Annotated in this window: 22 protein-coding genes; 5 read left to right on the top strand and 17 right to left on the bottom strand. The window is 67.7% G+C overall.

Translation table 11 applies throughout. The annotated features are described in order from the left end of the window. Positions 1–29: 29 nt before the first annotated feature. Together QWG60_RS08560 and QWG60_RS08555 are read right to left on the bottom strand one after the other, a co-directional pair. The gene (locus QWG60_RS08560; protein ID WP_046078652.1) at positions 30–662 is read right to left on the bottom strand and encodes a helix-turn-helix domain-containing protein; all 633 of its coding nucleotides are present in this window, start codon (positions 660–662) and stop codon (positions 30–32) included. Positions 663–817: 155 nt separating this feature from the next. Continuing rightward, a complete protein-coding gene (locus QWG60_RS08555) occupies positions 818–1,750 on the bottom strand; it encodes a histone deacetylase family protein (RefSeq protein WP_046078653.1) in 933 nt (310 codons plus the stop codon). Positions 1,751–1,858: 108 nt separating this feature from the next. On the opposite strand from QWG60_RS08555, the gene QWG60_RS08550 reads away from it, so the two are divergent. Next, entirely contained in the window at positions 1,859–4,609 is a 2,751-nt protein-coding gene (locus tag QWG60_RS08550; RefSeq protein ID WP_146909789.1) for a bifunctional acetate--CoA ligase family protein/GNAT family N-acetyltransferase, read from the top strand. A gap of 78 nt (positions 4,610–4,687) precedes the next feature. Here the strand turns inward: QWG60_RS08550 and pdxH are convergent, their stop codons facing one another. From pdxH to QWG60_RS08510, 8 genes are all read right to left on the bottom strand, one after another. After that, positions 4,688–5,329, bottom strand: coding sequence for a pyridoxamine 5'-phosphate oxidase (gene pdxH / locus QWG60_RS08545; RefSeq protein WP_035593279.1), 642 nt, complete (start codon positions 5,327–5,329; stop codon positions 4,688–4,690). Positions 5,330–5,549: 220 nt separating this feature from the next. Further along, complete coding sequence (locus QWG60_RS08540) at positions 5,550–5,945, bottom strand: DUF2069 domain-containing protein (RefSeq protein ID WP_046078656.1); 396 nt, start codon at positions 5,943–5,945, stop codon at positions 5,550–5,552. Then, a complete protein-coding gene (gene wrbA / locus QWG60_RS08535; protein ID WP_046078657.1) occupies positions 5,942–6,559 on the bottom strand; it encodes an NAD(P)H:quinone oxidoreductase in 618 nt (205 codons plus the stop codon). Before wrbA ends, QWG60_RS08540 begins: the two co-directional genes overlap by 4 nt. Positions 6,560–6,590: 31 nt before the next feature. Next, on the bottom strand, positions 6,591–6,932 hold the full coding sequence (arsC, locus tag QWG60_RS08530; protein WP_046078658.1) for an arsenate reductase (glutaredoxin): 342 nt from the start codon (positions 6,930–6,932) through the stop codon (positions 6,591–6,593). Positions 6,933–7,032: 100 nt separating this feature from the next. After that, positions 7,033–7,500: an MgtC/SapB family protein gene (locus tag QWG60_RS08525; RefSeq protein WP_046078659.1), complete on the bottom strand. Its 468-nt coding sequence runs from the start codon at positions 7,498–7,500 to the stop codon at positions 7,033–7,035. 142 nt (positions 7,501–7,642) lie between these two features. After that, complete coding sequence (locus QWG60_RS08520) at positions 7,643–8,071, bottom strand: gamma-glutamylcyclotransferase family protein (protein ID WP_107181890.1); 429 nt, start codon at positions 8,069–8,071, stop codon at positions 7,643–7,645. 80 nt (positions 8,072–8,151) lie between these two features. Then, positions 8,152–9,456 carry a type II toxin-antitoxin system HipA family toxin gene (locus QWG60_RS08515; RefSeq protein ID WP_046078661.1) on the bottom strand — a complete coding sequence of 435 codons (1,305 nt, stop codon included), beginning with the start codon at positions 9,454–9,456 and terminating at the stop codon, positions 8,152–8,154. Positions 9,457–9,459: 3 nt separating this feature from the next. Further along, positions 9,460–9,720 (bottom strand): helix-turn-helix domain-containing protein, encoded by a 261-nt coding sequence (locus QWG60_RS08510; RefSeq protein ID WP_146909792.1) that lies wholly within the window; start codon positions 9,718–9,720, stop codon positions 9,460–9,462. 157 nt (positions 9,721–9,877) lie between these two features. On the opposite strand from QWG60_RS08510, the gene smrA reads away from it, so the two are divergent. Next, positions 9,878–10,468, top strand: a complete 591-nt coding sequence (gene smrA, locus QWG60_RS08505) for a DNA endonuclease SmrA (protein WP_035593255.1) — start codon at positions 9,878–9,880, stop codon at positions 10,466–10,468. Positions 10,469–10,541: 73 nt separating this feature from the next. Here smrA and QWG60_RS08500 read toward each other — a convergent pair whose 3' ends face one another. From QWG60_RS08500 to metH, 4 genes are all read right to left on the bottom strand, one after another. After that, complete coding sequence (locus tag QWG60_RS08500; protein WP_107181891.1) at positions 10,542–11,060, bottom strand: DUF934 domain-containing protein; 519 nt, start codon at positions 11,058–11,060, stop codon at positions 10,542–10,544. Beyond that, on the bottom strand, positions 11,053–12,705 hold the full coding sequence (locus tag QWG60_RS08495) for a nitrite/sulfite reductase (protein WP_107181892.1): 1,653 nt from the start codon (positions 12,703–12,705) through the stop codon (positions 11,053–11,055). Before QWG60_RS08495 ends, QWG60_RS08500 begins: the two co-directional genes overlap by 8 nt. A gap of 140 nt (positions 12,706–12,845) precedes the next feature. Next, positions 12,846–14,174: an MATE family efflux transporter gene (locus QWG60_RS08490; RefSeq protein WP_046078665.1), complete on the bottom strand. Its 1,329-nt coding sequence runs from the start codon at positions 14,172–14,174 to the stop codon at positions 12,846–12,848. 130 nt (positions 14,175–14,304) lie between these two features. Next, a complete protein-coding gene (gene metH, locus QWG60_RS08485; RefSeq protein ID WP_146909794.1) occupies positions 14,305–18,006 on the bottom strand; it encodes a methionine synthase in 3,702 nt (1,233 codons plus the stop codon). Between the two features lie 304 nt (positions 18,007–18,310). Between metH and nfuA the strand changes: the two genes are divergently transcribed. Next, positions 18,311–18,901 (top strand): Fe-S biogenesis protein NfuA, encoded by a 591-nt coding sequence (nfuA, locus tag QWG60_RS08480; RefSeq protein ID WP_046078667.1) that lies wholly within the window; start codon positions 18,311–18,313, stop codon positions 18,899–18,901. A 53-nt stretch (positions 18,902–18,954) separates the two neighbouring features. On the opposite strand, the gene QWG60_RS08475 is transcribed toward nfuA, so the two are convergent. Beyond that, complete coding sequence (locus QWG60_RS08475) at positions 18,955–20,010, bottom strand: DNA-binding protein (RefSeq protein WP_146909796.1); 1,056 nt, start codon at positions 20,008–20,010, stop codon at positions 18,955–18,957. Between the two features lie 371 nt (positions 20,011–20,381). Between QWG60_RS08475 and QWG60_RS08470 the strand changes: the two genes are divergently transcribed. Next, the gene (locus QWG60_RS08470; protein WP_375700494.1) at positions 20,382–21,542 is read left to right on the top strand and encodes a tyrosine-type recombinase/integrase; all 1,161 of its coding nucleotides are present in this window, start codon (positions 20,382–20,384) and stop codon (positions 21,540–21,542) included. A gap of 28 nt (positions 21,543–21,570) precedes the next feature. Then, positions 21,571–21,990, top strand: a complete 420-nt coding sequence (locus QWG60_RS08465; RefSeq protein ID WP_107181897.1) for a SufE family protein — start codon at positions 21,571–21,573, stop codon at positions 21,988–21,990. A gap of 92 nt (positions 21,991–22,082) precedes the next feature. On the opposite strand, the gene yidD is transcribed toward QWG60_RS08465, so the two are convergent. After that, positions 22,083–22,439 carry a membrane protein insertion efficiency factor YidD gene (yidD, locus tag QWG60_RS08460; protein ID WP_046078672.1) on the bottom strand — a complete coding sequence of 119 codons (357 nt, stop codon included), beginning with the start codon at positions 22,437–22,439 and terminating at the stop codon, positions 22,083–22,085. A gap of 4 nt (positions 22,440–22,443) precedes the next feature. Continuing rightward, on the bottom strand, positions 22,444–22,884 hold the full coding sequence (hisI, locus tag QWG60_RS08455) for a phosphoribosyl-AMP cyclohydrolase (RefSeq protein ID WP_046078673.1): 441 nt from the start codon (positions 22,882–22,884) through the stop codon (positions 22,444–22,446). Between the last annotated feature and the right edge of the window lies 1 nt (position 22,885).

Genomic DNA, 22,885 nt, shown 5'->3' with positions numbered 1-22,885 from the left:
CGTGCGTGGCGGAGAGGAAGCCGGGCGGGCTACTGGGATTCGCGGGGCGTGCACACGGAGAGCACCGTGGCGTCTTCCTCGCTCACCGAGACCAGGGCGTGGCCCATGTCGCTGTCGAAGTAGATGCTGTCGCCCTTGACCAGGTGCAGCGGTTCGTAGAACTCGGAGTAGAGCTGGATCTCGCCCTCGAGCACCATCAGGAATTCCTCGCCGTCGTGGCGCACCCACTGACAGAACTCGTCGAAGCTGCGGGCCCGGACGATGGTCTTGAACGGGATCATGCGCTTCTGTGCCATCTCGCAGCTGAGCAGCTCGTGCTCGTAGGTCGGCGTCGGGTGCTGCTGGCCGTCGCCACGGCGCGTCAGGTCGCGTCGGCCCATGGTGCGGGCCTGGGGGCGCGGTTGTGACAGCAGCTGCGGCAGGTCGATGTCCAAGCCGCTGATCAGCTTCTGTACCGCGGTGAAGGTCGGCGAGATCTGGTCGTTCTCGATCTTGGACAGGGTGGAGCGGGCCAGGCCGGTACGCTCGCTGACGTCGCCGAGGGTCCACTGGTTGGCCAGGCGGATCTCCTTGAGGCGCTCGCCGAGCCGCAGCGGCTCGACGAAGGCCTTGCGCCCGGAGGCGATGCGCAGGGCGGCGTCTTGATCGTTGTTGGCGGGCATGCGGGTTCACTATCGGAAACGTGGTTTCCTCCAGACTATCATATCGCCGATGGCCTGCGGACTCGGGTGCGACCCGTGGCAGGTGGGCTGCGACATGTCGTGGGTCGTCGGTTGCCCGGGTGGTCCGTTTCCCGGGGGCGGGAAACTCGCCGTGTTCAGTCGGAGGGCTGGCCCATCAGCGCCTTGAGATGGGCTTCGACGCCGCGGCCCAGGATATCGAGGTCGTAGCCGCCCTCGAGCACCGAGACCAGACGATGCTCGGCATGGCGTTCGGCGATGTCCATCGCCAGCCGGGTGATCCAGTAGTAGTCCTCGTCCTCCAGGCAGAGATCGGCCAGCGGGTCCTGACGGTGGGCGTCGAACCCGGCCGAGAGCAGCACGAGCTCCGGGGCGAAGTCGTTCAGGGCGGGTAGCCAGTCCCGCTCGATGGCTCGGCGGAAGGCAGCACCGTCGGTGCCGGCGGGCAGCGGCGTATGGACGACGTTCGACGCCTCGGTCTCGAGGTGGCGCCAGGGATAGAAGGGCGACTGGAAGCTGGTGCAGATCAGCACCTCGGGGTCGTCGCGGAAGATGTCGATGGTGCCGTTGCACTGGTGGACGTCGAAGTCGAGGATCGCCACCCGTTTCGCGCCGTATCGGGCGCGAGCGTGGGCCGCGCCGACCGCCACGTTGTTGAAGAAGCAGAACCCCATGGCCTGGTCGCGTTCGGCGTGATGCCCCGGGGGCCGCACCGCGCAGAAGACGTTGTGGGCCTGGTGGCGAAAGACGCGGTCGACCCCGCGCACCACGGCGCCCGCCGCGTGACGCGCGGCCTGCAGGCTGTGGGGGTTCATCAGGGTGTCGTCATCGATCAGGATCAGCCCGTGCTCGGGGACGCAGGCCTCGAGGCTCTTCAGATGGCTGGCGGGGTGGACCCGCGTGAGCTGTTCGTCGCTGGCGGCGGGGGCGTCGCCCTGCATGGTCTGCTGAAGAAGTCCGGCGCGCATCAGTCGCGCGTGAATGGCGTCGAGGCGTTTCGGGCTCTCGGGATGTTCCGGCCCCATGTGGTGGCGATGGCACTCGGGGTGGGTCAGATAGGCCGTGATCATGCAGGGGCTCCAGGTGCGACAAGGTTACCCTAAGCGTGATGGGGCCTTGCGTGACAGTGGCCATAAGTCGTACACAGGAGGCTGAGCCGATTCGCCACGGAGCCCCGGATGAGCACACGCTTCCTGCACCACTTCTTCTCGCCGCGCAGCGTCGCCGTGATCGGGGCGTCGGAAAAGCCGCACTCCATGGGCGGTATCGTGATCCGCAATCTTCTCGAGGGGCGTTTCCCGGGCACGCTGTGGGCGGTCAACCCCAAGGGCTATGACAGCGTGCACGGGGTCGACGCCGTGGCCAGGGTGCACCAGCTGCCTCGGGTGCCGGACCTGGCCGTGGTCTGTGCGCCGATCGTTCGCGTGCCGAGGGTGATCGCCGAGCTCGGGCGATTCGGGGTGCGGGCGGCCCTGGTGCTGTCCGGCGGGGCGAACCTGGACGAGGCGCGCGACGGTGAGGCCTCGATCCGGGCGCGCATGCTCGCGGCGGCGCGGGAATCCGGTATCCGGGTGCTGGGGCCGGGCTGCATGGGGCTGATCGTTCCCGGTCGGCGGCTCAACGCTTCCTACGCCAGTCAGCCGGTCCAGAAGGGGCGGGTCGCCTATCTCGGCCAGTCGGGCATGTTGGGCAATGCCATGATCGACTGGGCCGCGGGGCGCGACATCGGTTTCTCGCATCTGCTGACCGTCGGCGACAGCGTCGATGTGCTGCTGCCGGACATGATCGACTTCCTGAACCAGTTCGCGCCGACCCAGGCACTGATGCTGCACCTGGAGCACATCCACGACGCCCAGCACTTCATGACCGCGGTACGTGAGGCCTCGCGGCATCGCCTGGTGTTGGCGATCAAGAGTGGCCGCACGGCGGCCTCGGACATCGCCAACCTGCCGCCCACGCCGGGCATCGCCCATCGCGACCAGATCTTCGATGCGGCCTTCGCCAGGGCCGGCGTGTTGCGCGTCGACGATTCCGACGAGCTGTTCGACGCCCTGGAGACGCTGTCGCGCATGCGCCCGCTCAAGCGCGACCGGCTGGCGGTGGTGTCCAACGGCCTGGGGCCGGCGATGCTGGCCATCGACAAGCTGATCAGCGCCGGCGGTCGGCTGGCGACGTTCAGCGAGGCGACCTACCATGCGCTGTGTCGCGACGACATGGACATCAGCAAGCCGGGGGAGAATCCGGTGGACATCGGCGGCAACGCCACCCCCGAACGGTTCACCGAGATCATCGAGCTGGTGGCCGCCGACCCGGGGGTGGATGCGGTGCTGGTGGTGCATGCGCCGACACGAATGGCGCCGTCCCTGGACACCGCCCAGGCGCTGATTGCCGCGCGACAGCGCTTCCGGCGCAACCTGCTGACCAGCTGGATGGGCCTCGGCGAGGCACTGGCCGCCCGACAGGCCTGTCACGAGGCCGGCATCCCCACCTATCTCTCGCCGGAGAAGGCGGTCAAGGCCTTCATGCTCATGGTCAACTACCAGCGGGTCCAGAAGCTGCTGCAGGAGACGCCGCCGAGCCTGCCGTTCGCCACCACCCGGGAGAGCCGGGCCGCCTGTCGGACGCTGATCGAGCGCGTGAAGAACGAGCAACGCGAGTGTCTCTCGCACTCCGAGACCGCCCGGGTGCTGGCCGCCTACGGCATCCCGGTGGCCGAGAGCCGCTACGTGACGACCCCCGAGCAGGCGGCCGAGGCGTCGTGCACGCTCGCCGGGCCGCTGGCGCTCAAGGTGGTGCATGACGGCAACTGTCGGCCGTTCCGCTATCGTCAGCATCCCCACAAGCTGTCCGCCGGCCTGCTGCAGGACCTGGAAGGCCCCGAGCGGGTCGCCGAGGGCGTGACCCGGCTGGGCGACAAGGTGGCCGAGAAGTTTCCCGCCTTCACGGTGCGCGAGTACTGCCTGCAGCCCATGCAGCGCGGCAAGCACTCCATGCAGCTATGCGCCGGCATCACCCGCGACCCGGTGTTCGGGCCGCTGATCGTGTTCGGTATCGGCGGGTACAAGGTGAACATCCTCGCCGACCGTCAGGTGGCGCTGCCGCCGCTGAACATGAGCCTGGCCGCCGACCTGGTCGGGCGGACCCATGCCGCGCGGCTGATCCGTGAGCATTCCAGCGACCCCGAGCGGGATCTCACCCGCATCGGCGAGCTGCTGGTGACGCTCTCGCAGATCGCCAGCGATCTCACCGAGCTGCGCGGCCTCGAGCTCAACCCGCTGGTGCTCAACCGCGACGGCATGCTGGCGGTGGACTTCGCGATGGACCTGGGCGCCCCGGCGCGCTTCGCTATCATGCCCTACCCGGAAGAGCTGCGTGAGTGGGTGACCCTGAACAACGGTTGGGAAGTGGAGGTGAGGCCGATCCGCGCCGAGGATGCGCCGTTGATCACCGGCTTTCACCAGCGGCTGTCCGAGGAGAGCATTCGCTTCCGCTACTTTCACCACAAGGCCGATCTCACCCAGCGGGACCTGTCGCTGCTCTCGCACATCAACTACGACCGTCAGATGGCCTTCATCGCCGAGCACCCGCTGCCCGAGGGGGGCAAGGAGATGCTCGGGGTGGTGCGGGTATGGAACGACGCCGACAACATCCGCACCGAGTTCTCGATCATCGTGCGCGACGACCTGCAGGGGCTGGGCATCGGCAGCCTGCTGATGGACAAGATGATCCGTTACTGCCGCAGCGTGGGGACGCTGGAGATGATCGGCAAGATCATGGTCGATAACCGACCGATGCGCGCGCTGATGGCGCATCTCGGCTTCCGGCTCAGCTACAACATGGAGGAGGAGGTCATGGACGCGGTGCTCAGACTCAACGAGCCCGAGAGCGACTGGCAGCGCCTGCGGCTGGAGAGTTCGGTAGCAGGCTGAGGACACAAGCCGAGGAGGAAAGGCCCGACCCCGCGCGATGGCGGGGTCGGAAGGTCCTGCTGGCGCTGGCCTGGGGGATCAGGGCGCCAAGCGGAAGCGATGCCAGCGATCGTCGCGGCGTTCGAAGCGGATGCGGTCGTGCAGACGGCTGGGCTGTCCCTGCCAGAACTCGATCATCTCGGGAATCAGGCGATAGCCGCCCCAGTGCACCGGGCGCGGAATGTCCTGTCCCTCGTAGGCCTGCTCGAAGCGGGTCTCACGCTCCTGGAGCCACTGACGGCCGGGAATCACCACGCTCTGAGTGGCGACCCAGGCGCCCAGCTGGCTGGCGCGGGGGCGGCGGGCGAAGTAGGCATCGGATTCCTGTTCGCTGACCTGCTCGACGGCGCCTTCCACGCGAACCTGGCGGGCCAGCGACGGCCACCAGAACACCAGCGCGGCATGGGGAACGTTGGCGAGCTCGCTGCCCTTGTGGCTGTGGTAGTTGCTGAAGAACTGGAACCCCTGCTCGTCGGCGCCCTTGAGCAGCACCACCCGGGCGTGGGGCAGGCCCTGGCTGTCCACCGTGGCCAGGGTCATGGCGTTGGCGTCCTGGGTTTCGGCGTCCAGCGCCAGGGCCATCCATTCTTCGAACAGCGGCATGGGCTGCTCGGGCAGCTGGGCCTCGTCCAGGCGGCCGCCCTCGTAGTCGCGCCGGATATCGGCGATATCACGTGTCATGGTGTTCTCCTCGAATGTGCCCCCATGGTCGCCGCTTGCCGCGCCAAGCTCAACCTCGTGCCGTCGACTCTGGGCAGGCGGACGGGTCGACCATGGCTATCATACGCCATGTGAGCGGGATTCCATTGAGCTGGATCATCGCTGCCACGGGGTCGGCAGCCAGGACAGGAGAGCGTGAACCGCCTCGCAAGAGGCGGTTCCAGCCGCTCGGGCGGTCGGTTTACTGCCGGGGCTTGAGCTGGCGGCTGCGAAAACGGGCATAGCCCATGCAGCCGGTGAACAGTGAAAGGGCCGTCAAAGCGATCAGCAGACCCAGCCCACCGACCTTGGGCACCATGACGACGTTCACCCCAATCATGAAATACAGCAGGCTGACGAAGGCTAGCCAGGCGTGGCCGCGGGCCCGCCGGGCGAGGATCGACGGCAGGAACAGCACCAGCGGCAGCACGAAGACCAGGGTCGGTACCAGGCTGCCGACGTTCTCGCTCAACAGCCAGCCCCATCCCAGCATGGCGGCGATTAATACGGTGTAGCTGCCGATGACCAGCTGCCGCGACCGCGCGGTCAGTTGGTCGAGCCCCTGGCGGGTTTCCAGGTCTTCCAGCCAGCGCCTCATGAGCGATCCCCCACACCCTCGAGCGCCAGGGCCAGCCGCGCCAGGCGCTTGCCCTGGGCGTAGGCGAGCTGGCGCTCGGTCTCGTCGAGGGGGCGGTCGCTGCGCTTGCCGGCCAGATGGCTGGCGCCGTAGGGCGTGCCGCCGCTCCGGGTCTCGGTCAGCTCGGTCTCGCTGTAGGGCAGGCCGGCGTAGACCATGCCGTGGTGCAGCAGCGGCAACAGCATCGAGATCAGGGTGGTCTCCTGGCCGCCGTGGAGGCTCGCGGTGGAGGTGAAGGCGGTGGCGGGCTTGTCCACCAGGGCGCCGCCCAGCCACAGTTCGCTGGTGGTGTCGACGAAGTGCTTGAGCGGCGCGGCCATGTTGCCGAAGCGCGTGGGGCTGCCCAGCGCCAGGCCGGCACAGTGACGCAGGTCATCGAGCTCGGCGTAGATGGCGCCCTCGGCGGGGATCTCGGGATCGACCGCCTCGCAGGTGGGCGACACCGGGGGCACGGTGCGCAGTCGCGCCTCGATGCCGCGACAGGACTCGACGCCGGCGGCCAGGCGCTCGGCCATGGCGCGGGTCGCACCAGAGCGGGAATAGTAGAGGATCAGCACATAGGGCAGGGCGGACATGGAGCTTCCTGATACCGGGGAGGAAAGAGTGTCAGTCGAGCAGGGCGAGGATGTCTTCCGGTGGACGGCCGATGATCGCCCGCTGGCCGTCGTCGGCGATGGGGCGCTGCAGGATTTTGGGATGAGCGACGATGGCCTCGATCACCTGTTCGGGGTCGTCACGATCCGCTCCCAGCGCCTTCCACTCGGCCTCGCCGGTACGCACCAGATCCCGCGGCTCGGCCGTCACGCGCGCCATCAGCGCACGCAGTTCGGCGCCGTCGAGCGGGTCGTCCAGGTAGCGACGAACCTGAACGGCGACGCCACGCTCTTCCAGCAGCGACAGGGCCTGGCGTGACTTCGAGCAGCGCGGGTTATGCAGCAGGGTGATCATGGGCGAGGGTCCTTGGTGTTGTCCGAAACGTCGTATCGCAGGTCAGAAACGCGGCTCATTGTAGGCCGCGGCCGAATGCCGTCACAACTGCCGGCCCGGATCAGTCGCCACCGCGTCGGCGGTTGTGCGGCAAGGTGCGTTCGATGCCACCCAGCACCACCATGATCACCAGCGCCATCAGGGTGACCATGCCCGCCAGCGGGAAGTTGCGCACCCCGGCCGCGATGCCGATGGCGCCGGCCAGCCAGATGGAGGCGCCGGTGGTGATGCCCTGGACGCTGGTACCGCTGCGGATGATGCTGCCGGCGCCGAGGAAGCCGATGCCGCCGATCACGCCCTCGACGATGCGGGTCGGATCGATGCGGGCGGAGGGGTCACCTTCGGCGGTGGCATACAGGATCTCGAGGCCGACGATCAGGAAGGAGGCGGCGCCCAGTGCCACCAGCATGTGGGAGCGCAGCCCGGCCGGCTTGCCGCGTAGCTCGCGTTCGAGGCCCAGCACCAGTGCCAGGCCGGCGGCCACGCCCAGGCGAGTGAACATGTCGAGCAGGGTGATTCCGGCGTCCATGGTGATGCCTCCGTGTCGCGTCCTCTCGTCTCGATAGTGCGGCATCGTGCCGTTGGAGGAAACACGAAGGCGATACGCGCCAAAAATTTATACCGTTATCTATTCATTAGAAACCATCCTGAGGATCGCGAAAGAGCCGGGATCAATCGGCGTCAGGCAGTCGGCGGTAGACCCAGGCGGTGCTGCCGTCGGATAGCTCGGCCCGGATCCGCAGGTAGCGTATGCCGAGCCGCTCGTAGCGGTCGAGGCGGGCCAGTTCCTCGGCGCTGACCGTCAGCGCCAGGCCTTCCACCGTGCAGTCGGCACAGGCTTTCAGATCCAGTCCGGTGCGCCGGTATCCCGGGAGTGAGGCGGGCTCGGGATCGCCCGCGCGGCCATAGACCACCCAGCGTATCGGCGCATGGGTCAGGGTGCCGTAGACGAACAGCGCATGCGGGCCCTCGCCGATGGGCGCCAGATGTTCGGGGCGCTCGTAGGTCCAGGGGCTGAGCATCGTCAGCCACAGCCAGGCGGCGATCGCCAGCGGGGTGGCGAGCAGCGGCAGACCGATCAGCAGGCGCGGGGAGGGCATGGGGAGACTCCGGGGCGGCAGAACGGGGGCCATGCTGCCATAGCCGCCACCGGCGCAACAGCACGGCGGGGCGTCGCGGCTCAGGCCAGGAAGTCCGCCAGTCTCGATGCCTGCTGGAGGACGCCTTCGAGGATGGGGTCGCTGGTCGCCGCCGGGAAGTCGGCGGGCAGGTCGGCGGCGAGGTCACCGACGATCCGCTCGGCGGAGCCGGCGATCTCCTCCATCAGCGCGGTGACGCGTTCGGGCGAATAATCGACCTGCTCGGCGGTGGCGATGAAGTGCCGGGGCGCCATCCGCGACCAGCGGTAGTGGCGATTCTTGCCCTTCAGGGCCATGGCCATCTTGGCGCGCTCGGCGGCCATGCTGCCCTGGCGCATGAGCGGGTAGGCCGAGATGACGTCATACATCGGCGTCATTCGATAGGCGCTTCCCGGCTCGAGGAACAGGCTGAAGTTCTTGGCATGCCCGTCGATGGCGGCCAGCAGCCAGAACAGGATCTGGGCCTTGAAGAAGCGCTCCCGGTCCACGCCGGCCTGCTGGGAGCCGCGCAGCAGGCGCATGGCCTGGGCGATTCCCGGGCCGCCGTCGCTCTCGTACTTGAGCGCCGGGGCAATTCCCAGCGCCTGGCAGAAGTCTTCCTGGGGCAGGCGCATGAGCCAGGACCCGTCCCGCGACCAGCGGCGGTCGAAGCGTTCGACTACCAGCACCTCCTGGTCGCCGAAGCGGGCGAGCGCGGTCTTCGCCGCCGGCAGGCCGAAGGCCTCCAGCAGGCGCAGGCACAGCCACTCGTTGGCGTTGCTCTGGCGCAGATCGATGTTGCTGTGTTCGAGAAAGCCGATCGGCAGCTTGAAGATGTGACTGGTGGGTGTGCTGCCGGTGGGGCGCTGCCAGCGGCCCTGATGCCAGAGTAGCGCCGTCTTTTCCTGGGCGCCGGCCAGCGAGATGCGAAAATCCTGGCCCTCGGCCATGCCCAGCGGAGCGTCCTGGTAGCCGGACAGCAGCGCCTCGATGGCGTGATCATCGAGCGGCTCGGCGGTGACGCCGTGGACGTCGCCACTCGGGGCATCCTCGGGGGTGAGCTGGATGGCGCCGACGCAGTCTCGGCCGATGCTCGCCAGCAGGTCGAAGGGGTGGCGCGTCGGCACTCGGAAGCGGGCCTGCATGCGGGCGCGGATCGCCTCCGAGTCCGGCAGCAGGTTGTCGAAGAAGTTGTAGACTCGCTCGCCGCGGTACGCCGCCGTGGAGAGCGGCAGCGAGAGCGAGACGGCCCGGGCGCCGGGGCGCTCGATCCATTCACGACGGTACTGGAAGGCCATGGCGCCGGAGCGCGCCAGGCTCAGGGTGCCGACCTCGATGCCGTTCATCGCGACGGTGAGATTCGCCATGGCCTACCACTCCTGGTCCCAGCACGCCTCGGGGCTTGCCGATTCCTCGGTGCTGTCGCGTTCGGTGACGTGAAGCTCCAGCTCGAGGGCCGACAGCAGCTTGAACAGCGTCTCGAGCCGGCTGCGCTCCGGGTGGTGCTCGAAGCCGGAGACGGTCGCCTGCTTGATGCCGATCTGCTCGGCGGTGGCCTGCTGCGTCAGCTGGCGGCGCTTGCGCGCGTTCTTCAGCGAGTGCGCGAGCATATCGGGTGAGGTGATCTTCATGGTATTCCCTGTAGAGGATAAAAAGACGTTTATCCGCTATAGAGGATATTAGCACAATATCCTCTATAGCGGATATTACGGCGTCATCTCGACATGCGATGGCACTGAGCCATTTGCTAGGATGAGCGTTCTACTCAAGCTGGCCAGGAGGTGTGCCATGACGGACCTTCACGACGATGCCGATTTCCAGGCCCTGATGGGCGATGTGAAACCCCTGTCGCGCGGCCAGGGCCGGGCGCATACCGGCCAGACCCGCCGCGTGCCCACCGAGGCGCAGCTCGCCAAGCGCGAAAGCGCGGCCGGTGACGGCGCGGGTCGCGATATCCTCTCCGACGACTTCGTCGATCTGGTGCCGCCCTTCGATCCGCTGGACTTTCGCCGCGACGGCATCCAGCGCGGCGTGGCGGAGCGCCTGCGCCAGGGCGGCTATCCGATGCAGGCCAGCCTGCACCTGCTGCGCCGCCCGGTGGAGGAGGCCCGACAGGCGCTGCCGGCCTTCCTGCGCGAGGCCGTGGAGCACGACCTGCGCTCGGTGATGATCGTCCACGGACGAGGCCGCGAGATCGACAGCCCCGCCAACGTGCTGCGCTCCTACCTGGCCAAGTGGCTGCCGGCCTTCGACGAGGTCCAGGCCTTTGCCTCGGCGAGCCAGGCCGACGGCGGCCTGGGCGCCACCTGGGTGATGCTGCGCAAGAGCGAACGGGCGAGGGCGGCCAACCGGGAGCGTCAGCAGAAGCGCCGGGGTTGATGCCGGAGGCGCGACTCAGAAACGACGAAGCCGGCCCTAGGGCCGGCTTCGTGCGTTCTGGCGAGGCGATCCGTCAGGCGACTTCGCCCTTGTGGGCCTCGCGCAGGCGACGGCGGAACAGCGGTTCCGGGTCGTCGGTACCGGGCTGGTAGCTGCGGCTGAAGGTGCTCAGGGCGTTGAGGGCATCCTCGACGATCTGATCCTCGCGCAGCAAGAAGGCGTCGAAACCGCAGCGCGACATGTAGAACAGCTGGTCGATCAGCACGTCGCCGATGGCGCGGATCTGGCCCTGGTAGCCGTGCCGCTCGCGCAGCAGCCGGGCAATGCTGTAACCGCGGCCGTCGGTGAACTTCGGGAAGTCGATGGCCACCAGCGGCGCGGCGTCGAGCTCACGCGCCAGCGCGTCGGTCATCTCGGTGTCGCTGGGCAGCCAGGGGGCGACGTCGTCGCCCTTGCTGGAGGCCTGCCAGTCGGCCAGCGGCAGCAGGGCCGGCTGGCCCTTGGGGCGCTGGGTGGCGTCCTCGCAGAGGACCCACTCATCGGTCACGACGCGGCGGTCGGCGATCAGGGGGCGAGAGGTCTGCTCAGGCATAGACACGCTCCTTGAAGGGTTTGAGGCCGATGCGGCGATAGGTGTCGAGGAAGGTCTCGTCGGGGGTGCGCTCGCCGACATAGACCTGCAGCAGCTTGTCGATCACGCCCGGCACGTCCTCGCGGTAGAAGGAGGGGCCGAGGATCTTGCCGAGCGAGGACTCGTTGCCCTGGCTGCCGCCCAGCGAGATCTGATAGTACTCCTCGCCCTTCTTGTCGACGCCGAGGATGCCGATGTGGCCGACGTGGTGGTGGCCGCAGGCGTTCATGCAGCCGGAAATGTTGAGCTCCAGCGGGCCGAGGTCGTAGAGGAAATCCAGGTCCTCGAAGCGCTCCTGAATGGACTGAGCCACCGGGATCGACTTGGCGTTGGCCAGACTGCAGTAGTCGCCGCCGGGGCAGCAGATCAGATCGGCCAGGGTGCCCACGGTGGGGTTGGCCAGGCCGAGCTCGTCGAGGCGCTGCCAGAGTTCTTCGATGCGGTCCACGGCCACGTCGGTGAGCACCAGGTTCTGCTCGTGGGTCACGCGCAGTTCGCCGTAGCTGAATTCGTCGGCCAGGTCGGCGATGGCGGCCATCTGCTCGGAGGTGACGTCGCCCGGCGAATGCTCGCGGCGCTTCAGCGACAGGGTCACGGCCTTGTAGCCGGGGACCTTGTGGTCGGTGACGTTGTTGGTCACGAAGCGACCGAAGGCGCGGTTGTCGGCGCGCAGGGTCTCGTAGGCCTCGATCGCCTCGGTGCCGATCTCGCGACGTTCGGGATCGACGAAGTGATCGGCCACGGCCGCCACGGCCTCGTCGGTGAGGGTCTGGGGGCCGTCCTTGAGGTGCGCCCACTCTTCCTCGACGCGGCGACGGAATTCGTCGATGCCGAGTGCCTTGACCAGGATCTTGATGCGCGCCTTGAACTTGTTGTCGCGGCGGCCAAACTGGTTGTAGACCCGCAGGATCGCCTCGAGGTAGGTCAGCAGATGCTGCCAGGGCAGGTCCTCGCAGACCGTGTTACCGATCATCGGGGTACGGCCCAGACCGCCACCGGCCAGCACCTTGACCCGCACCTCGCCGGCGTCGTCGCGCCAGAAGCGCAGGCCCACGTCATGGACCTGGATCGCCGCGCGATCCTCTTCGGCGCCGGTCACCGCGATCTTGAACTTGCGTGGCAGGTAGGCGAACTCGGGGTGGAAGGTCGACCACTGACGGATCAGTTCGCACCACGGGCGCGGGTCGACCTGCTCGTCGGCAGCGATGCCGGAGAACTGATCGGTGGAGGTGTTGCGGATATCGTTGCCGCTGGTCTGGATGGCGTGCATCTGCACGCTGGCCAGGTCGGCGAGGATGTCCGGCACGTCCTCCATCTTGGGCCAGTTCAGCTGCAGGTTGGTGCGCGTGGTGAAGTGGCCGTAGCCGCGGTCGTAGCGTGCGGCGATCTCGCCCAGCTTGCGCAGCTGGTAGGCGGCCAGCATGCCGTAGGGAATGGCGATACGCAGCATGGGCGCATAGCGCTGCACATAGAGGCCGTTCTGCACGCGCAGCGGCAGGAATTCCTCGTCGCTGATCTTGCCCTCGAGGTAGCGACGCATCTGGTCGCGGAACTGGGCGACGCGTTCGTCGACCAGGGTCTGATCATGGGTGTCGTAGCGATACATTCAGCGCTTACCTGAAACGGGGAAGTGGCGAAGCTTGGCGACTACCTTAACGGGTCGCAATTATTCTATAAAAGAATAAATCTTCATAGTTTATATTCGAAACGGAATGAGTACTGGGCCTGTTCATCGGCACTTTTCGCTCATACCGCCAACCGCTGCCAACCCCGGTGCTGCCAGATCAGCATGAAACCGAGGGAGTTGAGGCAGCGATAGCCGAGCTGGATCCACCAGATACCGAGCAGCCCGGCCTCCTGATGCACGCCGACCCACCAGGCCAGCGGCAGGAATATCATCCATTGTAGCGTCAGGGTGAGGGTCATCACCGTACGCTGGGCGCCGGCGCCCAGCAGCGCCTGGGCGAAGACCAGGGCCGCGGCGTCGAGCACGATCATCGCCGCCGTGAGCTGCAGCGGCAAGCGGCCCAGCGCGATCAGCGCCTGGTCGTGCAGGAACAGCCCCAGCACGGCGTCGGGCAGCACCACCATCGGCAGGGCGATCAGCGCCAGACAGGGAAAGGCCAGGCGCACCACGTCCCAGCCCCAGCGGTGGGCGTCGCGATGGTCGTGACGGCCCAGCGACTCGCCGACCAGGCTCATCGCCGCCATGCCCAGCCCCACGCCGGGCAGGATCAGCAACAGCGACAGGTTCACCAGCACGTGGCCGACCGCCACGCTGGCGGTGTCGATCCGTCCGAGTATCCAGAACAGCACCGCATAGCCGGCGGCGAACCATATCTGCTGGAAGGAGTGTGGCACGGTCAGGCGCAGCGTGGTGGTGAAGGTGACGGCGCAGGGGCGGCGCGTCAAGAAGCCGCTCGAGCGCGCGTGACGCAGGCTATGCCATGCCCACAGGCCGAGGCCGGCGAACAGCGACAGGGTGGTTCCGGCACCGGCCCCGGCACTGCCCATGGCGGGCAGGCCGGCCAGGCCGAAGATCAGTCCCACGCTCGCCACCACGTTGATCAGGTGCATGGCCAGGATGATACGCAGATAGAGGCCGGTCTGCTGGATGCCGTTCCAATAGCCGCGAAAGCAGAAGATCATCGCCACCGGCACCAGCGACGCGACACGCCACTGGAAGTAGCCGGCCGCCTCGGCGTTCACTGCCGGGTCCTGATTGATCAGCGCCAGCAACGCCGGCGCCTGCCACAGGCACAGGAGGGTCAGCGGGCCGGCCACGGCCAGCGCGATCAGCAGGCCTGCGTTGAGCGACACGGCGCGGCGCGTCCAGTCCTGCTCGCCGTGGCGGCGCGATGCCTGGGCCTGGACCGCCGACGACAGCCCGAAGACCACGGCGGTGATCAGGAAGATGGCGTAGCCGCCGATGCCCACCGCGGCCAACGGCACTTCGCCGAGCGAGCCCACCAGGGCGGCATCGACGAGGTTGAGCAGGCTCTGGGTGAGCATGCCACCGATGATCGGCAGGGCGAGGCGCAGAATGGTCTGGCGTCTGGAGGTCTCAGGCAGCATGCCGGCCTCCATGGATCGACTGGACGAGGGGGAGAATGGTCTGACGACGAGAGGGTTCAGGCAGCATGCCGACTTCCAGGAATGACGAAACCGGGCCCGCTGAGCGGGCCCGGAGCGAGCGAGACGACCATCAGCTGGGGTCGTAGGAAAGCACCGGCGACAGCCAACGCTCCATCTCGGCCTGCGTCATGCCCTTGCGCTCGGCCAGCGCCTCGACCTGGTCGCGGGTGATCTTGCCGGTCGAGAAGTACTTCGACTGCGGGTGGGCGAAGTACCAGCCGGACACCGCGGCGGCGGGCCACATGGCGAAGCTGTCGGTGAGCTCGAGGCCGGCGTTGGCCTCGGCCTCGAGCAGCCGGAACAGGGTCGCCTTCTCGGTGTGGTCGGGGCAGGCCGGATAGCCCGGCGCCGGGCGGATGCCCTGGTACTTCTCGGCGATCAGCGCCTCGTTGTCGAGGGTCTCGTCGGCGGCGTAGCCCCAGAACTCCTTGCGCACCCGCTCGTGCATGCGCTCGGCGAAGGCCTCGGCGAGGCGGTCGGCCAGCGCCTGGACCATGATGGCGTTGTAGTCGTCGCCGGCGGCCTTGTAGCGGTTGGCGAGCTCCTCGACGCCGTGGCCGGTGGTGACGGCGAAGCCGCCGATCCAGTCCGGCTTGCCGGGTGCCTTGGGCGCGATGAAGTCGGCCAGGCTGTAGCAGACGCCCTCGCGGTTCTTGGTGGTCTGCTGGCGGATATGGTGCAGCCGCTCGATGACCTCGCTGCGCGACTCGTCGGCGTAGACCTCGATGACGTCGTCATCGACGGCGTTGGCCGGCCACTGGCCGATCACGCCGCGGGCATGAACCAGCCCCTCGTCGATCAGCTTGGTCAACATCGCCTGGGCGTCGGCGAACAGGCTGCGGGCCGCTTCGCCGACCACCTCGTCGTCGAGGATCTTCGGATACTTGCCGGCCAGCTCCCAGCTCATGAAGAACGGCGTCCAGTCGATGCGCTCGACCAGCTCGTTGAGGTCGTAGTCCTCGAACACCTTGAGGCCGGTGAAGCCGGGCGCCGGCGGTGTGTAGCCGTCCCAGTCGAGGACCGGCTTGCGCGCACGGGCCTCGGCGTAGCTGAGGTCGGCCGCCTTGGGGCGACGCTTGGCGTTGCGCTCGCGCACGACCTCGTACTCGGCGCGGATCTCGGCCACGTACTCCGGTTTCAGCGCCGGCGACAGCAGCTTGCCGGCCACGCCCACGGCCCGCGAGGCGTCGGTGACGTAGATCACGGGATGCTCGTAGCCCGGCTCGATCTTGACCGCGGTATGGGCCTTGGAGGTGGTGGCGCCACCGATCAGCAGCGGGAGCTCGAAGCCCTGGCGCTGCATCTCCTTGGCCACGTGGACCATCTCGTCCAGCGACGGGGTGATCAGCCCGGAGAGGCCGATGATGTCGGCGTTCTCTTCCCTGGCGGTCTGCAGAATCTTCTCCGCCGGCACCATCACGCCGAGGTCGATCACCTCGTAGTTGTTGCACTGTAGGACCACGCCGACGATGTTCTTGCCGATGTCGTGGACGTCGCCCTTGACCGTGGCCATGACGATCTTGCCCTTGGTTTGAGTATCCTCGCTCTTTTCCGCCTCGATGTAAGGCAGCAGGTAGGCCACCGCCTGCTTCATGACCCGCGCCGACTTGACCACCTGGGGCAGGAACATCTTGCCGGCACCGAACAGGTCGCCGACCACATTCATGCCGTCCATCAGCGGTCCTTCGATCACCTCGATGGGGCGCGCGGCCCGCTGGCGGGCGAGCTCGGTATCCTCCTCGATATAGGCGGTGATGCCCTTGACCAGGGCGTGCTCGATGCGCTTCTCGACCTCCTCGTTGCGCCACTCGAGGTCTTCCTTCTTGGCGCCGCCGGAACCGTCGCCCTTGTATTCGTCGGCGATCTCCAGCAGGCGCTCGGTGCTGTCGCTGCGGTGATTGAGCACCACGTCCTCGACCGCCTCGCGCAGCGCCTCGGGCAGGTCGTCGTAGACCGCCAGCTGGCCGGCGTTGACGATGCCCATGGTCAGCCCGGCGCGGATGGCATGGTAGAGGAACACCGAGTGGATCGCCTCGCGCACCGGGTTGTTGCCGCGGAACGAGAACGACACGTTCGACACCCCGCCGGAGACCATCGCGTGGGGCAGGTGCTCGCGGATCCAGCGGGTGGCCTCGATGAAGTCGACGGCGTAGTTGTCGTGCTCCTCGATGCCGGTGGCGATGGCGAAGATGTTGGGGTCGAAGATGATGTCTTCGGCAGGGAAGCCGATCTCGTCGACCAGCAGGCGATAGGCGCGCTGGCAGATCTCGGTCTTGCGCGCGAAGGTGTCGGCCTGGCCTTCCTCGTCGAAGGCCATCACCACGATGGCGGCGCCGTAGCGCATGCAGCGGGTGGCCTGCTCGCGGAAGATGTCCTCGCCTTCCTTCAGCGAGATCGAGTTGACCACCGCCTTGCCCTGAATGCACTTGAGGCCGGCCTCGACGATCTCCCACTTGGAGGAGTCGACCATGATCGGCACCCGGGCGATGTCGGGCTCGCCGGCGATCAGGTTGAGGAATCGCACCATGGCTTCCTGGGACTCCAGCATGCCCTCGTCCATGTTGACGTCGATGACCTGGGCGCCGTTCTCGACCTGCTCCAGGGCCACCTCCAGGGCGGTGGTGTAGTCCTCTTCCTTGATCAGGCGCTTGAAGCGCGCCGAGCCGGTGACGTTGGTGCGCTCGCCGACGTTCACGAACAGCGAGTCGTGGGCGATGTTGAACGGCTCGAGGCCGGACAGCCGGCAGGCCAGCGCGCGCTCGGGCACTTCACGGGGCGCGGTGTCCCGGATCGCCCGATGGATGGCGGCGATGTGCTCGGGGGTGGAGCCGCAGCAGCCGCCGATGATGTTGACCAGGCCGCTGGCGGCGAAGTCGGCGACGATGGCGGCCATCTCCTCCGGCGTCTGGTCGTACTCGCCGAACTCGTTGGGCAGCCCGGCGTTGGGGTGCGCCGAGACGAAGGTGTCGGCCTTGTCGGAGAGCTCCTGCAGATAGGGGCGCAGCTCCTCGGCGCCCAGCGCGCAGTTCAGGCCCACGGAGATCGGCTTGGCGTGACGCACCGAATTCCAGAACGCCTCGGTGGTCTGGCCCGACAGGGTGCGGCCGGAAGCGTCGGTGATGGTGCCGGAGATCATCACCGGCAGCCGCTCGCCGCGATCCTCGAACAGCTCTTCCAGGGCGTAGATGGCGGCCTTGGCGTTGAGAGTGTCGAAGATGGTCTCGATCAGAATCAGGTCGCTGCCGCCCTCGATCAGCGCCTCGGCGGCCTCGCGATAGTTGTCCCGCAGCTCGTCGAAGGTGACGTTGCGCTTGGCCGGGTCATTGACGTCCGGCGACAGCGAGGCGGTGCGCGAGGTCGGGCCCAGCACGCCGGCCACGTAGCGTGGCACGCCGGTTTCCTCGGCCACGGCGTCGCAGACCGCACGGGCCAGGCGGGCCGACTCGCGGTTGAGCTCGGCGACCAGGTCTTCCATGCCGTAGTCTGCTTGGGACAGGCGGGTGCTGTTGAAGGTGTTGGTCTCGACGATGTCGGCGCCGGCTTCCAGATAGTCGCGGTGGATGCGCGTTACCAGGTCCGGGCAGGTCAGTGCCAGCAGGTCGTTGTTGCCCTTTAGATCGGTGGGCCAGTCGGCGAAGCGCTCCCCGCGGAACTCTTCCTCCGACAGCGCGGCATTCTGCAGCATGGTGCCCATGCCGCCGTCGAGCATCAGGATGCGGTGGCGAAGACTGTCGGTCAGCGAAGCGGTCAGGGGAGTCGGAACGGCGGCCATGGGTCGAGTCTATCTCCAGCGATAAGGGCATCGGGGCGCGACAGCGGCGCATATTTATGAGGTGTAGCGCTCGTCACGGATCGGCGCGAGGCCGGACAAACGCCGCATCTTAGCAAAAGCCGACGTCCCGCGGCAGGGTCGCGACGAGAGCGTCCTTCATGTCGTGCGTGACCGGTTTTCATGCAGCCGCTTGGGGTATAACCCAGTGCGGCGGTCGGGATTGTCAGGGTTCGGGCAGTCGCTTACCATAGTGGCAGACCCTCATCCCGGCCCGACCGTGCCGGGCTCGACCAGCGAGAGAGCAATGAGCGACAGCATTCAGATCACCGACAGCGCCCAGGATTACCTTGCCGAACTGCTGGCCAAGCAGAACGTCGAGGGTATCGCCGTGCGCATCTTCATCACCCAGCCGGGCACGCCCTATGCCGAGACCTGCCTGGCGTACTGCCGCCCCGGTGAGGAAGAGCCGACGGACGAGCGTCTGGAACTCGACAAGATCGTCGTCTACCTCGACAAGAACAGCATCGCCTTCCTCGAGGAAGCGGTGGTCGACTTCAACGCCGACCGCATGGGCGGCCAGCTGACCATCAAGGCGCCCAACGCCAAGATGCCCAAGGTCAACGAAGACAGCCCGCTGGCGGATCGCGTCAACTACGTGCTCTACAGCGAGATCAACCCGGGGCTCGCGGCCCACGGCGGCGAGATCAAGCTGGTCGAGCTGACCGACGAGCAGGTGGCCGTGCTGGCCTTCGGCGGCGGCTGCCAGGGCTGCGCCGCGGTCGACCTGACCCTCAAGGAAGGCGTCGAGAAGACCCTGATGGAGCGCATCCCCGAACTGGCCGGCATCCGCGACGTGACCGACCACTCGGACACCACCAACGCCTACTATCAATAGGGCCAGGTCAGTGGCGATGGCCGGCGCCGACGACGCACCGGCCAAGTCGTGACCTAGTCCTGGCTGTCCTGTTTCTCGGGCCCCGCATCGTCGGGGTCCGAGGCGTTTTCGGCCGCGGCCTCGAGCCGGGCCTGGCTTTCCTGCATCTTCTCCAGCGATGACCACAGTCGCGCCTCGAGCTGCTGCTCCAGGGCTTCCACGCGGGCCTGGCGGCTGGCGAGGGCCGCCTGGGCGTCCTCCAGTCGGGCGTCCAGGCGGGTGCGTTCCTCGTCGAGGCCGGACCGGGCGGTTTCGGCATCGCGCCGCGCCTGCTCCTCGGCGCGACGCTTCTTCTCTTCCTCCTTGAGGGCATCCTGCAGCGCCTGCTGCTCCGCCTTGGCGCCCTCCAGGCGCTTCTCCAGCCGCTCGTGTCGCGTGGCATGGGCCTTCTCGGCGGCCTGGCGTTCCTGACGGGCCTCGTCGAGCAGCCCCATCAGCCTCGCCTCGGCAGCCTCGTGGCGCTGCTCCTCCTGGGTGAGCCGCGCCTGGTGCGCGGCTTCCAGCTCTTCCTGCGCCTGACGGTGAGCCTGGGCCTGACGTTCGAGCTCGTCCTGCAGTTCGTCCAGGCGTGTCTCAAGCCGGCCGCGGACCTCGCGCTGACGGGTGGTCTCGGCCTGCAGGGTGTCGTGCTCTGCCTGCAGGCGGCTGAGCTCGGCGGTCCGCTCGTTGAGGCGATCCTCACTGTGAGTCAGGTGGGACGACAGGGCGTTCTCGCGCTGTTCGGCGTCCTCGGCGCGGCGCTCGGCGGCGGCCACAGCCTGCTGCGCCTCGGCGACCTTGTCGTCGGCCTCGCGGCGGTAGTGGGCCAGGGCCTCGTTGGCGGCGTCCTGGGCCTGCTGCCACAGCGACTCGGCGAGCTCCTGGAGCGGTGCCGGCATGCCGCGGGGCGGCGGCACGTCGCGGTTCTCCTCGCGACGCTTTCGCCATTCGCGCAGATGCTCGCTGATGGTGGTGAAGCTGCCGGTGCCGAGCGTCTCGCGAATCCGCTGCACGCTGGGCGCCTGCCCGGCGGCCATCAGCTCGTCGATCGCTCGCTGCACGTCTTCAAAGCGTACGCCGCTGCGCGCCATGCCGTTCTCCTCGTCTCGTGAGCCCGCCCGTCGGGACTTTCAGATCGCACTATACCCGTCCCGGGTGTCGGGATAAAGATAATTACATTAAACGTAATACGTAATTTACATTATCAAAAGAAGCAAATAATCAAGATTACGCGGCTTATCTTGATCATTCTGGTCGTAACGCCGATACTGCGGTCTGGTGGGGCAGACGATTGAATTCAAAGGGCGAAATGCGGATGAAAGCTGGCGGGAAGGGTGGTCAGGCGCCTGGCTAGGTCGCCCGCTGCGACACAATAGCCACGAGGGAGGTGTAAACGGCCGTGGAAAGGGATAGCGAGAAGCCGGGCGCGTTGATCGCCCGGGCGGCGGCGCTGAACGAGGCGATGGGCGATGTAGTGAGTCGGGACGAGCCGTCGACGACATCGACGCTGGCTCCGGCCGCCGGACACGCCCATATCGCCGCGACCAGCGATGCCGAGGCGGTGGCCCAGTGGCTCGGCGAGTATCGCGCCAGCCCCAACACTCAGCGGGCCTATCGGCGCGAAGCGGAGCGGCTGCTGCTGTGGCTGGCCGAACAGGAGCTCGCGCTTTCCGAGGTGCGCCGCGATCATCTGGACGCCTTCGAGGCCTTCCTGGCCGATCCACAGCCCCGCGAGCGCTGGGCCGGGCCGACCCGGCCGCGCCACGACCCGCGCTGGCGGCCGTTTCGCGGCCCGCTGTCGCCGGCCAGCCGCCGGCAGTGCCTGGTGATCCTGCAGGGGCTGTTCGCCTGGCTGGTGGAGGCGGGTTGGGTCGGGCACAATCCGTTCCGGCTGATGCGCGACAAGCGCCGCCGGCTGGACAATCGCCAGGGCAGGGTGGAGCGCTACCTGGAGAAGCCGCTGTGGGACTGGCTATGGCGGTGGCTGAACGAGGCGCCGGGCGAGGACGCCACGTCGCGGGCACGCTTCGAGCATGAGCGCCGCCGCTTCGCCTTCGGCTTCGCCTACCTGCTGGCCCCGCGGATCGGCGAGATGGCAGCGGCCCGCATGCACGACGTCCACCGCCGCGAAGGCCGCTGGTGGTGGCACACGGTGGGGAAGGGTGGCAAGGCGGCGAGCATCCCGGTGCCGCCGGACATGATGCGCCTGCTCGGGGAATGGCGAACGGCGCTCGGCCTGGCGCCCGAGCCGGGGCCGGACGAGGTCATGCCGCTACTCAGGGGGCTCGACGGCCGGCGCGGGCTCGGCGAGAACCGGCTCTATCGGCTGATGCGCGAGACCTTCGCCCGGGCGGCGGATACCCTGGCGGCGCGACAGGGCGCCGAGAGCACCCGCGAGGTGACGCTATTGCGTCGCGCTACCCCGCACTGGCTGCGCCATACCGCGCTGACTCACCAGGCTCAGGCCGGCGTCGAACTGCGCTATCTCGCCGAGACGGCGCGCCACTCGCGGCTCGACACCACCGCCCGTTACCTGCACGCCGAGGATGCCGAATGGCATCGTCAGCAGTCGCGTCACGGGCTGTCGCCGGGGGCGGACGACGACGGGGGCCAGCCGTTATAATGGCGTTAACCGTTTCAAGGAGTGTTGCATGACCACGACCGCCGAACAGGCCCAGCAGGAACTCTTAGACGAGTTCGAAATGTTCGACAACTGGATGGACCGCTACCAGTACATCATCGACATGGGCAAGCAGCTGCCGGCCTTCCCCGAGGAGTGGAAGCGCGACGAGCTCAAGATCCAGGGCTGCCAGTCCAACGTCTGGATGCACCACGAGCGCGACGGCGAGCGGCTGCGCTTCCAGGCGATCTCCGACGCCGCCATCGTCTCCGGGCTGATCGCCGTGCTGATGCGCATCTACGATGATCGCCGTCCGGAGGACATTCGCGACACCAGCCCGCACTTCCTCAAGGACCTGGGCCTCGACAAGCATCTCTCGCCGACGCGCAGCAACGGCCTGAATGCCATGCTCGAGCGCATCTATCGCGTCGCCGAGCAGGAAGCCGCCTGAGTCCAGGCCCACGAGCCGGCGATACGAGACCGCCCGCGATGGAGACATCGCGGGCGGTCTGCGTTCAGGCATGGATACGCCTCGTGCTGCGGCTACCGCGCGGCCTTGTCGTTTGGCGATGCCTCTTCGCTACCGCGACAGCGGAAATGCTCGTCGAGCTCGGGGTCTTCCCGGCACAGCCGTTCGCTGGGGCCGCCGGGCACCGGGTCGATGCCGCCCTCGGCGCCGGGATGGCAGCGCAGGAGGCGGCGCAGGCCCAGCCAGCCGCCCTGGAGCGGGCCGTGGACCTTCAGCGCTTCGGCCGTGTAGTGGGAGCAGCTTGGCCAGTAGCGACAGCGCGGCCCGAGAAGCGGGCTCAGGATCAGCTGGTAGGCCCTGACCAGGCCCAGCAGGGGCCAGGTCAGGAGGCATCCGGCGAGGCGCCGGACTCGGCGGAGCGGGGCGGTCATGGCCTCAGCGCTTGCCGTAGAGGGCCTCGGGCTCGATCAGCGGCGCCGAGGTGATGCGCGCATCCTCGCCCTCGAGGGAGACGTAGAAGCAGCTGCGACGGCCGCTGTGACAGGCCGGCCCGGTCTGGTCGACCTGCATCAGCAGGGTGTCGCCGTCGCAGTCGAGGGCGGCGCTGCGCAGATGCTGCTGCTGGCCGGAGGATTCGCCCTTGCGCCACAGCTTGCTCTTGGAGCGCGACCAGTAGCAGACGCGACCGGTGGCCAGCGTCTCTTCCAGCGCTTCGCGGTTCATCCACGCCATCATCAGCACCTCGCCGCTGTCGTGCTGCTGGGCGATGGCGGGAATCAGGCCGTCATCATTGAAGCGGATGGCGTCGAGGATCTCGCCGAGCGGATAACGGCTGTCGAGGGAGGCGCCTTCCAGGCGCTTGAAGGTGTCGGTCATG

The sequence above is a fragment of the Halomonas halophila genome, assembly GCF_030406665.1.
GTDB lineage: Bacteria > Pseudomonadota > Gammaproteobacteria > Pseudomonadales > Halomonadaceae > Halomonas > Halomonas halophila.
Note: the sequence above shows the minus strand (reverse complement) of the source record. Positions and strands in the feature narration are given on the sequence as shown.